The 12,075-nt window shown below is 47.4% G+C and carries 10 protein-coding genes; 1 reads left to right on the top strand and 9 read right to left on the bottom strand.

The genetic code is table 11. The features are described from left to right. Positions 1 to 301: 301 nt before the first annotated feature. Positions 302 to 3,031 carry a PQQ-dependent sugar dehydrogenase gene (locus B153_RS34730; protein ID WP_020595792.1) on the bottom strand — a complete coding sequence of 910 codons (2,730 nt, stop codon included), beginning with the start codon at positions 3,029 to 3,031 and terminating at the stop codon, positions 302 to 304. Between the two features lie 380 nt (positions 3,032 to 3,411). On the opposite strand from B153_RS34730, the gene B153_RS0106070 reads away from it, so the two are divergent. Then, positions 3,412 to 4,098 (top strand): CAP domain-containing protein, encoded by a 687-nt coding sequence (locus B153_RS0106070; RefSeq protein WP_051097228.1) that lies wholly within the window; start codon positions 3,412 to 3,414, stop codon positions 4,096 to 4,098. 347 nt (positions 4,099 to 4,445) lie between these two features. Here B153_RS0106070 and B153_RS38190 read toward each other — a convergent pair whose 3' ends face one another. The 8 genes from B153_RS38190 to B153_RS0106110 all read right to left on the bottom strand — a co-directional run bounded on the left by B153_RS38190 (position 4,446) and on the right by B153_RS0106110 (position 12,051). After that, the gene (locus B153_RS38190; RefSeq protein ID WP_020595794.1) at positions 4,446 to 4,760 is read right to left on the bottom strand and encodes a hypothetical protein; all 315 of its coding nucleotides are present in this window, start codon (positions 4,758 to 4,760) and stop codon (positions 4,446 to 4,448) included. A 284-nt stretch (positions 4,761 to 5,044) separates the two neighbouring features. Continuing rightward, positions 5,045 to 5,254 (bottom strand): hypothetical protein, encoded by a 210-nt coding sequence (locus tag B153_RS0106080; protein ID WP_020595795.1) that lies wholly within the window; start codon positions 5,252 to 5,254, stop codon positions 5,045 to 5,047. Between the two features lie 326 nt (positions 5,255 to 5,580). Continuing rightward, the gene (gene recG / locus B153_RS0106085; RefSeq protein WP_026261941.1) at positions 5,581 to 7,689 is read right to left on the bottom strand and encodes an ATP-dependent DNA helicase RecG; all 2,109 of its coding nucleotides are present in this window, start codon (positions 7,687 to 7,689) and stop codon (positions 5,581 to 5,583) included. 161 nt (positions 7,690 to 7,850) lie between these two features. Beyond that, positions 7,851 to 9,278, bottom strand: a complete 1,428-nt coding sequence (locus tag B153_RS0106090) for a DUF5723 family protein (RefSeq protein ID WP_020595797.1) — start codon at positions 9,276 to 9,278, stop codon at positions 7,851 to 7,853. A 161-nt stretch (positions 9,279 to 9,439) separates the two neighbouring features. Then, positions 9,440 to 10,042, bottom strand: a complete 603-nt coding sequence (locus B153_RS0106095; protein ID WP_020595798.1) for a NifU family protein — start codon at positions 10,040 to 10,042, stop codon at positions 9,440 to 9,442. Positions 10,043 to 10,223: 181 nt separating this feature from the next. Beyond that, complete coding sequence (gene rpmA / locus B153_RS0106100; protein WP_020595799.1) at positions 10,224 to 10,523, bottom strand: 50S ribosomal protein L27; 300 nt, start codon at positions 10,521 to 10,523, stop codon at positions 10,224 to 10,226. 74 nt (positions 10,524 to 10,597) lie between these two features. Next, positions 10,598 to 10,915, bottom strand: coding sequence for a 50S ribosomal protein L21 (gene rplU, locus B153_RS0106105; RefSeq protein WP_020595800.1), 318 nt, complete (start codon positions 10,913 to 10,915; stop codon positions 10,598 to 10,600). A 68-nt stretch (positions 10,916 to 10,983) separates the two neighbouring features. Then, on the bottom strand, positions 10,984 to 12,051 hold the full coding sequence (locus B153_RS0106110; protein WP_020595801.1) for a peptidoglycan DD-metalloendopeptidase family protein: 1,068 nt from the start codon (positions 12,049 to 12,051) through the stop codon (positions 10,984 to 10,986). Between the last annotated feature and the right edge of the window lie 24 nt (positions 12,052 to 12,075).

Consider the following 12,075-nt stretch of genomic DNA (forward strand, 5'->3'; position numbering starts at 1 on the left):
CGGCTAAAAACGGATGTTAACCAACCTAACTGAATGATTAGTAAGTTGGTTATCAGTTTTTAGCTAACCTGGTAACCTGGGCGAATATGGAAAAGGTTTTATTTGCACTTAATGCAAATAGGAGAGTACTTTATTCGTGATTGGCCGGAAAGGTGCTCTATGATCTAAACAGCTATAAACCACAGAATAGCTGACTTCGGTAGAATTATGAGGCTGATGCGATGCCCTTTTTCGCAGAGCGCTATATACAAGAACAAAAAAACGCACAGGCAGCTTGTTTGAGGCTGCCTGTGCGCTCGGGTCAATTAAAAAGTTGAACCGTGATCGGAACAAATAAAGGAAGCTTTCCGGCTTTTTCGTTCTTGAAAACAAAGTATAAGTCATGCATCCCGTTTGTAGGCGTCAGGGTTGCCTTGACCATACTGGGTTTGAAAGCATCGTTGATATTCTTGGCCTCGGTTGTATTGGGAAGGATTTCCGTTGTCTGGCCTATTAATTGTCCGGTGGGTGAATCCACGTGCACCTCAATTCGGCCACCAGCCGCATTCAGTCCTTGTTTAGGAGCCGCCACCGAAAACTCCATTGCTTTGATGCCAGTCAGGTCAAGCTGCTTAAACTGTACATAGGTATCCGCAGCCAGAACGATAACCAACGGCATCTGGCCCATTTTATACATCATCGTTCCTTTCGACTGACTATCGCTAACGCCCATCGACAAGAGTGGGTTTCGAAGCACAAGTACCTGCTCTGCCGATTGGGGAGGCAATCCGTTTGCGCCTTTGTCTTTGTAAGCTGCCTGCAATACCAGATTCCCTTTCTGCCCTTTTTCGGGTGTGAGGGTGCCTTTAGTGGGGAGCAATGGGGCAACCGTCGGCTTTTCGGACAGTGTAAGAATGTATTTAACGATCTCACCCGCATCGGCGTTGCTGAGTTGTGGATGAGCGGTCATACTGGCATCTCCCCAAACACCACCACCCCCTTTGATAATTTTATTCGACAAACTGGCTACCGCAGTGGCATCCCCTTTGTAACGCTTCGCTACATCGACAAACGCTGGGCCAACGGATTTTTTATCAACAAAATGACAGGATTTACAATCGCTTTTTTCCAGTAATGTTTTCCCCGTACCGAGATACGTGGCTTCTGAAAATTTATGACCAGCAGCTTCGCCAGACGTAAGGGGTGAGGAAGATTCATCCTGATACGTAGCTCGAACCTGCACCTTGCCGGGCTGAATTTTACCAGCGGACAGGCTTCCGTCTTCCTTATCCTGAACATTGACCTGATAGGCAATAGGTTCACCGGGAAAATAAAAGCTCTTATTACCCCGAGTGAGATCAAGGGTCACAACGGGTGGCTGGTTACCGGCTACGAGTGCCACCTCCCGCGAATCACTCAATCCTTTGTCGTCCTTAACGGTCAGAATAGCTTTGTATTGACCGGGCTTGTGAAAAGTAAACGAAGGGTTGGGCCCATCAAGCACCGTAGGTACTCCACCGGCTTTCGCGTAAATTTTCCATTGATAGGTCAGCGCATCATTATCAAAATCTTTTGTCCCTTCTGCCGAAAAAGCTACCTTCATGGGTACCGCTCCGGCTGTCTGGCTGGCGGTTGCCTGAACCAGGGGTTTGCGGTTCCCGGCGTTATACTCAATCCGAACTAACCTGGAGTCGTCGTTTTGAACAAACCAGCCCGTACCGTATTCGAGAACATACAGATCCCCATTTGGCCCAAATGCCATGTCGATGGGGTGACTAAAGGGCATATTGGGTAAAAAACGCTCGACATGGGTCATATCACCCTTGTCGTTGAAACTGGCTGACAGGATCAGGTCTCGCATCCATTCGAAGAGGAAAACCTTTCCACTGTAATAGTCGGGGAAAGGGCGTTTCGCGTTTGTGAAGTCTTCCTTATAATAAGCTGGACCGGCCATAGCACTTCGCCCACCTGTACCCATAACTGGAAACTTCTTGCTTTCGGCGGCTGGGTAAAAAATCAGGGCAGGCTGCGCTGGTGGCAGATCACGCAGACCCGTGTTGTTAGGAGAGTCGTTGACGGGATGGGCTGGATCGAATTTTTCGCCTTTTTTACCTGTCGCAAAATCAACATCGTTGTACGCCTTGTTGTCGCCCACGAAATAAGGCCAGCCAAAATTTCCGGGTTTGCGAGCCTGATTGTACTCATCTTCTGCTGTTGGGCCAACCCCGGCCGAATCTACCCCCGCATCTGGCCCTACATCGCCCCAGTAGAGATAACCTGTGTGTTTGTCTACCGAGATTCGGTAAGGGTTACGATGCCCCATGGTGTAGATTTCAGGACGGGTTTTGGGCGTTCCTTTTGGAAACAGGTTACCTTCTGGGATGGTATAGGAACCATCCGCTTCAGGGTGAATTCGGAGAATTTTTCCGCGTAGATCGTTGGTATTGCCTGACGATTTCTGAGCATCCCACGGACTTCGGCCTTCCCGCTCATCAATGGGGGCATACAGAGTCGCCCGTGGGCTTGTATTATCGCCGGTAGAAAGATACAGATTGCCTTCCAGATCCCAGTCAATGGAGCCTCCTGTATGGCAGCATTGTTCGCGCTGGGTAGCTACTTCCAGAATCACTTTTTTGCTGGACAGTACGAGTTCATTGCCCCTTAGTTCATAGCGCGTTAGGATATTTCGAGAGGCACCAGAGTCCGAATAGTATAGATAAACCCAGTGATTTTGAGCGAAGTTTGGATCAATATTAACCCCCAACAACCCATCTTCAGCTTCCGTTTCGTTGCCTTCTTTGTCTTTATACTTCGTACTGACGGGTAGGGTCGTAATGGTTTTTAGCTGTTTGGTTATGGGCGAATAGATACGGACCGCACCGTGTCGTTCAACAAGCAGCACCCGCTCGTCGGGCAGAATAACAATTTCGAGTGGTTCGTTAAGCTTTTCGGCAAGCACAACTTTAGTAAAGCGATTTTCATCAGGCGGAGATGTACTCGCTCGGTCGCTGATGTCTTGAAGGGGTCTGGCGGAGTAAGACCATAGGCCCATAGCTAGTGCTGAGAGCACTAGAACTGGCCGGTATGGTTGACGGAGTAAACGAAATAGTGGCATTAGGTTGGTGATTTCCAGAGAGTCTACTCATGCAATAGTACAGTTTTTATGTGTATATAATACACAATGAATAGTTTTTTTTATGATTTTTCCCAAAGTATGTCAAAACGAATTTGGTTAATCCACGCCTGTTGATCAAAACCAGATTGCCAGACTGATTGATCGGTTTAAGAGAGGAACTGGTGGGAATACTGCGGGCTTTTGTCTTGACCGGAAGAGGTTTTTGTTTACCAAGATGGGTATAAGCAAAATTTAAAAATGATCATTTTCTTTAGTAACTTAGGATCAGCATACTACACACTATACGTTTCTTGCTTGTGAACTGGTGGATCGTTTACCAAATCGGGTTGACCCTCGCCCAACTCAACAGCCCTCCTGAAGGCTACTTACTTAGTGATGAAGCCTTTTTCGCGCAGCCACTTGCGCAAAAAGTAATCGTTTTAGAACGTCCAGACACCGTCTTGTTGAATCTGGCCTTGTTTCAGGCAACGAATGAAGCGCGTCGGTTGGCAGGCTTACCCGCTTGTCGGTACGATCGGTCGCTTTATCAGGCCGCCCGAAACCATGCCGAGTCGATGATGCGTAATGACTATACCAGCCATGAAGATCTTTACAATCTGGAAACCATGACGTTGCTCAAGCGCGTGCAAAAACAAACCAGGCGATTTAATTGGATGGCAGAAAATATCGGTTTGTACCAGACGATTGATACGCCCGAATGGTATGGAGTCCGTTACAGCAAACCGGCCCGTCGATACGAATATGTGGATAGTGATACGAAGAAAGTGTATCAGCCTTACAGTTATGCCAGCTATGCCCGATATGCTGTAAAACAGTGGCTGGAATCACCTCATCACCGGGCCAATCTTCTGAACCCATCCTTTACCCATGTGGGTTGTGCAGCGCTCTTATCGACCCATCCTTATGAACAACGAAGGGCACCATTCGGACGTCTGGTGCAGAATTTCGGGGCTGAGCGGGGAAGTGCACAAGCGCTTCGATAAGAGTGGGTTAATTCGTTGAGTTTATGAGAATGGAGTGTTTTTCTGACGCACCGTAAATACATCCAGTGGATTAGGTGTATTATGTCTTTTAGCCTTGTTTGCTGAAGTTATGAACGGATTCTTATCAATAGGGGTAAGGGAGAAACAGTCTGTTTTATAATGAGATAGGGTACGCTTACGAACTAAAATCTACTTACCGTATACGGAGTTTTTGGATTAAAATATGTACTTTGGTGGTTGACGTACGGGTATCCACTCCCATTGATAGAGTGAAGACTGCTAATGCAGTGTTGTCATAAAAGTGGGTAATTCATAAAGCCCGGCTACCCTGTGGCCGGTTTTTTTATTTAATTCAAAACGATTTGGTGCCTTTTCGTGTGTTGTGTGATTAAGGGAACCAGTTCTTGCCAGAAATCAAATAAAAACCAGTGCAGATTAATATAGGGTTCATTTAGTGCATGAAACCTGGCAAGCATCAATTGATTGGTTTCGGAGTTCGCTCTATGCATAAGTAGAAAGAGGCTATAATAAATTGCCTGTAGTTCGGCTCTGCTAAACTCGTGACCGTATTGACGCGGAAAAACGTCAGGGAAGACATTATCAATAGCTACTAAGGTTTTTATATACTGTTTTAAAAGCTCAAAACTAGGGTAAACAGCCATAAAGGTGTATTACAGTAGAAATTTTGATAAAAAATACGCTGGTATCTAGTATTGAAAAACTATACGTTCAGTTGTATATGGATTATTGTATGGATAGAAATATAAGCATGAAGCAGACACTGCATCATGTCAAAATTAATCAGGATTTAGAAATATGCTATAGAAGCTGGCTAATTCTATAAAATACTTCGAAACGATTTCGGGTTAAAATAAAATACTAAATCCATATAATTTGTTAATTTGTCGGATAAGGGGTTGAATATCAGTTTTTTTGGTTTTTGTAACTAGCTTTTCAATAAGCCTTCGTCTTTTAGAACGGGAAGGAATACAGCTTGTGATTTTTTTGTAAGCGGTGACCAAAGTGCGTGGGCAGGGAGCTGTTCTTCGGTAATAATTTCCCAACCTTTGCCATTGTTGCGTTGGTAGTAAACACCATCGATGCGTAAAAAAAGATGCGTGTTAGATCGGAAAAACAGGTCTTGATTGGCTTCCATTATCCTTGAAAATATGGGTTAGATTAATCGGGTAGGCCATCGGAAAAATACACGATGGCCTGAGTAACTTTATTTGGTTGTAAACTAATAACCAACAGGTTAGGTCTAATAATTGATTATACGGCATCAGCCGGAAGATAGGCTTAAAACCAATAGGTATAAACGCAAAAGCAAACGTTTTTAGCCACTGGCAATAGTACTGAAAAAACGGTAGGCATCACGCTTCTATAAATCGTCAGATCGGCAACGAGAAGGAGAAACAAAGGCAATGAATGGTTTAGCCATTTAGCCAGACCAATGATGGGGGCTAACCAAACAAGTAGAATTCAGGAAATTCGGCCCCAGTTACTATCAGTTTGTTTGATCCCATCCAGGTGATTACGGATCGGCGCGTGTTGGGGTAGGAGTAACTCGGGGTCTTCGGTCAGGATAGCCTGAGCTGAATCCCGGGCGGCTGTCAGGATAGGGCCGTCTTTGGCCAGATCGGCAATCATCAGGTCCATAACACCACTTTGCTGGGTACCTGTCAGATCGCCGGGACCGCGCAGTTGCAGGTCAACGTCGGCAATTTCAAAGCCGTTATTGGTACGTACCATCGTTTCGAGCCGCGTACGGGTGTCACTGCTGAGTTTGTAGCCGGTCATCAGAATGCAGTAGGATTGTTCGGCTCCCCGTCCGACACGGCCACGTAGCTGATGGAGCTGCGAGAGACCAAACCGCTCGGCGCTCTCAATAACCATAACGCTGGCGTTCGGGACGTTGACACCTACCTCGATAACGGTGGTAGCGACCAGAATCTGGGTTTCATTTTTGAGAAACCGTTTCATCTCGTCGTCTTTTTCATAAGGCAGCATCTTACCGTGTAAAATTCCGATCTCATACGTTGGTCGGGGAAAGGCCCGTTGCATGCTTTCAAAGCCATCCATAAGGTCTTTATAGTCGAGCTTTTCCGATTCCTCGATCAATGGATAGACCACATACACCTGGCGGCCAAGTTCAATCTGCTGACGGATGAAGCCAAATACTTCCGACCGATGTTTATCGAACTTGTGTACCGTTTTGATGGGCTTACGGCCTTTAGGTAGTTCATCGATCACCGACACATCCAGATTTCCATAAAGTGTCATGGCTAGTGTTCGTGGAATGGGCGTGGCCGTCATAACAAGAATATGCGGAGGAACTACCTCATTTTTTCGCCAGAGTTTCGCCCGTTGTGCCACTCCAAATCGATGTTGTTCATCAATAATACAGAGGCCGAGATTTTTGTACTGGACAGCGTCTTCGAGTAGGGCATGGGTGCCGACCAGGATGTGCATTTTGCCCGACTGGAGTTCGTCGTGAAGCACCACACGACGTTTTTTATTAGTCGAGCCTGTAAGGATACCGATGTTGAGGCCCATCGAATCGGCAAAAGGCTTCAGCCCATTGAAATGCTGATCGGCCAGAATCTCAGTAGGAGCCATGATGCAGGCTTGCGCTCCGTTGCCGATGGCCAGCAGGCAGGCAATGAAGGCTACAATGGTTTTCCCGCTGCCCACATCACCCTGCAACAGTCGGTTCATTTGTTTGCCCGTCAGAAAATCGGCATAGATTTCCTTGATTACCCGCTGTTGGGCATTTGTCAACTCAAAGGGGAGGAGTTCTTTGTAAAAGTGCTTCATCAGCGAAGTATCCCGGAAAATTTGTCCTGGAAACTCCTCTTTCTGAATCAGTTTATTTTTGATTAGCCGAAGCTGGTTATAGAATAACTCTTCAAATTTTAACCGCCGTTGGGCTTGCTTGAGCCAGGCCTGATTTTGTGGCAAATGGATGTTCCACATGGCATCCCGTTTACTGATCAGACGAAACTGCTGAATCAGGGATTCGGGTAGCGTTTCGCGAATATGGGGCCACGATTGCTCCAGTAATATTCGCATCACTTTGCCGATTGCCTTGCTGTCAAGATGGCGTTTGCGGAGTTTTTCGGTGAGGGTATAGACGGGAAAAAAACCTGCTTCGTGCTCCGCAGCGGTGGCGGTATTTTCCAATTCTGGATGAACGATGCTAAACTGACCGTTGAACGATTGCGGTTTGCCGTACACGATGTATTCACCATCGCGTCGGAGGCTTTTTTCCAGGTACGTAATGGCCTGAAACCAGACCAGCGTCATGGACCCCGTACCATCCTGAAAGGTAGCAACCAACCGCTTTTTGGGCCCTTCGCCCTCCAGATACCACTCGCGTATGCGTCCTCGTATCTGGGCTGAGGGCATCGAATCCATTAACTCACTGATGGTATAAAAGCGGGTTCGATCGTCGTAACGAAAGGGGTAATACTGGATCAGGTCGCCAAAGGTGAACAGATTCAACTCTTTGTTGAGTAGTTCAGTCCGTTGAGGGCCTAATCCTTTCAGATAAAGCAGGGGTGTATCAAAAAAAGCAACTCGTTCGGTCATAGCTGACCCCATTTTGGGCGTATGCTGCACCAGTCTGGATGGATCAAAAATACAAAAAAGTCATAAGTTGTCATAAATGAGCCTGGTGGTCATTTGTGGTCACGAATCGACATTCTTTGGTTTTCAGAAGGTTTCCCGTTTTGAATACGATAAACAAGGTTCTATTCTTCGTCTGCTTTCCCGAGTCCAAATGCAATGCCAGCATATATATCCAGCCCTCTCGGTTGAATGCCGTTTGTACTATTGCCCAATAAACCCAGCAAATTATCGGTGCCCAGCCAGCCTGGACCTACTCGAACGGAGCCACCAGCAGTAACACCACCATTCAGGTACGCGATGGGAACGGATACACTTAACCAGCGTGAGTCGTATCGGGGGGTAACCGCGATTAAGGTAGGCTGATGTGTGGCGGTCGATGACGTTGACCGTACATCCTGTAAATAAGTCAGATTAAGGCCAAGGCCACCTGGAAGCTGGTAATCCATAAATAGATTGAGGGAGGTAGGCAGTCCAACCCTAAACGTATTGGATTCGGGAGCACGGCCGGTGGTCAGTTTGCTTTGAATCACTTCAACAATAGAACCTGTTCCATTGAGGTCATTGAAATCTTTGGTACTGAACCGTACAGGGTTCGATCCAAGGTCAGAATACGTGTATTCCTGGCCTTTATAGGTCAGACCGCCAATATCAGTAAGGGCAATGCCAAGTCGTAAAGCCGGGCTGTCGACGTCATACTGATCGACATACGTGAAGCCTAGATCCAGTCCGAAACCTCGGCCAGGCGAAGAAGGACTAAAGAGTACGGCTGGCGTCAAACTGCGATTCTGTAGAAACGTAGTATAAGCGAGGGTGGCATCTAACTTACTTACTTCCAACAGGTTTGTGTTCGGTATGGCAGGGTCCTGGACAATTCGGTAACTCATGCCCCGATTGATGAGCCGTTGGGCATGGTAGCCGAGCAGGAATTTGGCTGTTGTCCCAAACAGAATTTTTCGTCCGTCAGCCTCTACCAATGGCAAGCCATAGGTTATACCCAGTTCAGCATAGGTATTGGTGCTGGCTCCAAACTTATTATCCGTTGTAGGGATACTGTAGATGCCTCCTGTGTTCAGGCTGGCCCGAAAAGCCGACAAGAGCCCTTCAGACGCCCCAATCACTTGGCCGATTGCCCGAAACCGGGTTGTAAAGGCCAGGGCTGCTCCGCGCTCACCTACTTGCATCAGAAACGAAGGGCCGCGTACTTCACCCCAAATAGTGCCATTTTTGGGCTTACCATCCAGGGTTTCTCGCGTGTAATCCGTTTCAAAACGTATGGAGCCGTCTGCCGATTTGTATTGAGCAGGAACATTACCCGTGATGAGTCTTAGCAAGGAAAATGGAGCCTGATAGCGAACATAATTATTATCCACATGACCATTGCCTGTTAAGACGTTTAGGTAAAACCTGGAAGGAGAGTCGGCGGCTAGTGCAGGATTAATATAGAGCCGGTTGGTTCCGCCGAATCGGCTGGTTGAAATGCCGAGGAGATTTTGTGAAAAACTGGCACTAGAAATCTGTAAAAGCAGTCCCAGTGAGAGTAAATACTTCATGTAGTGAATCAGTAATGCAATCGAGTCTGCAAAAGAAACGCAAAACCGTCATTAGGGTTAACTAATGACGGTTATATTTTTGACTTCTTAGTCAACGGTTAACCGGGGTTGGTCACCCGCCCTACGCAACTGGCAGGCAATACGCCCCAAATAGTTGTACTCTATACTCCTTCTGCCTCTACCGTTTTTACTTCCGGGACCAGACGGGTGAGTAAATTCTCGATGCCTGCTTTCAGGGTAAGCGTCGACGAGGGACAACCGCTGCATGAACCCTGTAGTAAGACTTTGACAGTCCCTGCAGCTTCATCAAATGTATGGAAACTGATCGCTCCACCATCTGACTCAACGGCCGGACGAATGTACTGATCCAGTACGGCCTTTATTTTTTGAACGGTTTCTGAATCTATATCCAGCTTTGTGGTATTTGCCTCCATCGTGCGTTGGGCAAATACGGGCTTTTGCTCCGTGAAATACTCTTTCAGGAAGAGTTTCACTTCAAAGAGCACATCGTCCCACTCCGTTTCTTCATCTTTGGTAACGGTCACAAAGTTGCCAGAAATAAACACCCGGCGGACAAACTCGAAACCAAATAAGGCTACCGCTAGTGGTGATGCTTTTCCGTCAAGCAGCGCATCGCCCGGTGTTGCATAATCGAAAGTAAGACCGCTAGGTACAAGTTCGAAACTGACCACGAACTTCATCGAGTTCGGATTGGGACTGCCTTCCGTAAAAATAGATACGGGACGGCTTAGCGTAGAGTTCATAGAGAGCGTATGATTTTGGTTTACCAGATACGGGTAAGGCCCAGCTTTGTGTAACCGAAAGGAATTAAACACCTTTTCGTCTCTTGGCTAACACCGACATCTTTTTTTTAGTTTTTACCCATTAAAAAACCCGCAAGACATTTGCCGTGCGGGTCTATTAATTCAGAGCAGTAAAGGATACTTAGGCCGCTGCTTCAGCTACTGGAGCCACTTCAACGGCTGATGGGCCTGCTGGAATGATATCGACATACGAACGGCTGTCGCGACCAGGACGGAATTTAACCACGCCATCAACCAGAGCGAACAGCGTATAGTCTTTACCCAGCCCTACGTTTTTACCAGGATGGTGTTTCGTGCCACGCTGACGCACGATAATATTGCCGGCAATAGCCGACTGACCGCCGAACAACTTCACGCCCAGACGTTTGCTGATCGAGTCGCGGCCGTTTTTGGAACTACCTACACCTTTCTTGTGTGCCATTTTCTTCTTGGAAGTTAGGAGCGAGGAGTTAGGAGCGAGACTTAGGATGGCTTCATCAACTCCTCTCTACTGTTTTACAGAGTTATGTCTTCGATCAGGACCTTCGTCAGATATTGACGGTGGCCATTTTTCTTCTTGTATCCTTTCCGGCGTTTTTTCTTGAAGACGATAACTTTCTCGCCTTTCAAGTGCTCGACAATTTTAGCCGATACTGTCGCTCCAGCGACAGTCGGGGCACCGACGGAAATGCTCCCTTCGTTGTCAACAAGGAGAACCTTCACCTTGTCGGAGGCAAGTGCAGCGTCCACATCGCCCTCTAACCGGTGGGTATAGATAGAACGACCCTTCTGGATCTTGAATTGCTGCCCTGCGATCTCTACGATTGCGTACATGTGTTGTGTATGAAATTGGAAATGAGGGTGCAAAGGTAGTGTTTTTTTTACACAATCCAATACGTCAACTAGTGTACGCGAATTTTTTGCCCCGCCCGAAGCCGGGAGCCTGAAATATGATTTTTTCGCTTTAGTGCCGACACCGACATGCCATACCGATCGGCTATTGAGCTTAGGGTATCACCAGAACGTACTTTGTGAAGCACGGTTCGTTTGAAGCGGGGCTTAGAGCGAGACTCCGACGAGTTTGAGCGTCCACCACGCAGGTAATCCCATACGGAACCAGTCAACAGGAAATGGTCGGAGAGAATGGTATTTTCTGGAAATGCGTAGATGTTGAGGGGGCTGAATGGATTGCCTTCATAACGCGTTTCGAAGTGCAGGTGTGGGCCCGAACTTCGCCCTGTACTACCGCCCAGCCCAATCTGATCTCCCGCTTTGATGAGCTGTCCCGTTTCAACGGTCTGTTTGGAAAGGTGGCCGTATAAGGTTTCAAGGCCATTGTAATGCCGAATCAGCACATAGCGGCCATACCCATTTCCATCCCAGCCTACTACCCGTACAATCCCATCAAAGGCAGCATAAACTGGATTTCCGGTTTCCAGGTCGAGGTCGGTACCCGTATGCCAGCGCCCCCAGCGAAACCCAAAATTGGAGGTCATTTTGCCTTCGTTCAGCGGGGCAGACCAATAGCGGTTAGCAGGCGGATCATACAACTTAATGTCGATCGTTTCGTCGAATTCGAGCGGATCGATGTTGTATGGATCAATGGTGCGAGAATCCCAAACCGCATAATAATCAGCGATTTTGACCCATTCGTTGCCAACCAGTACTGAATCGATCACTTCTACGACACTCGTCTCGCCCTGATCAATCTGACTGGTGTCTTCACTAACAACGGGGTTTAATTCTTTCTTGGGCTCAAACTGGTTGTTGAAGCGCAGTTGAGTAGTTTCTTGCTCAAACGGGTCGTCCGCTTTTTGCGGCTGTTCGACGACGGGTGCGTTTGGAGTTGCCCCATTTTTGGGCGTAATACGCAGGTTATTTTTAAATCGCCCGCGCTCCTGGGCCTGTGCGGTCAGGGTTATGCACAGGCACCCAATGGCCAAAAGCCACTGTGTAGCGGTTCTTCTCATCGAAAAAGGGATGAGTTTTCGGTT

Origin of the sequence: Spirosoma panaciterrae DSM 21099 (assembly GCF_000374025.1) — a bacterium.
Lineage (GTDB): Bacteria > Bacteroidota > Bacteroidia > Cytophagales > Spirosomataceae > Spirosoma > Spirosoma panaciterrae.

Excerpts from the sequence above, each read along its gene's own strand:
- B153_RS34730 (WP_020595792.1), bottom strand. The coding sequence starts at position 3,031 with ATGGGCCTATGGTCTTACTCCGCCAGACCCCTTCAAGACATCAGCGAC.
- B153_RS38190 (WP_020595794.1), bottom strand. The coding sequence starts at position 4,760 with ATGGCTGTTTACCCTAGTTTTGAGCTTTTAAAACAGTATATAAAAACC.
- B153_RS0106080 (WP_020595795.1), bottom strand. The coding sequence starts at position 5,254 with ATGGAAGCCAATCAAGACCTGTTTTTCCGATCTAACACGCATCTTTTT.
- recG (WP_026261941.1), bottom strand. The coding sequence starts at position 7,689 with ATGACCGAACGAGTTGCTTTTTTTGATACACCCCTGCTTTATCTGAAA.
- B153_RS0106090 (WP_020595797.1), bottom strand. The coding sequence starts at position 9,278 with ATGAAGTATTTACTCTCACTGGGACTGCTTTTACAGATTTCTAGTGCC.
- B153_RS0106095 (WP_020595798.1), bottom strand. The coding sequence starts at position 10,042 with ATGAACTCTACGCTAAGCCGTCCCGTATCTATTTTTACGGAAGGCAGT.
- rpmA (WP_020595799.1), bottom strand. The coding sequence starts at position 10,523 with ATGGCACACAAGAAAGGTGTAGGTAGTTCCAAAAACGGCCGCGACTCG.
- rplU (WP_020595800.1), bottom strand. The coding sequence starts at position 10,915 with ATGTACGCAATCGTAGAGATCGCAGGGCAGCAATTCAAGATCCAGAAG.
- B153_RS0106110 (WP_020595801.1), bottom strand. The coding sequence starts at position 12,051 with ATGAGAAGAACCGCTACACAGTGGCTTTTGGCCATTGGGTGCCTGTGC.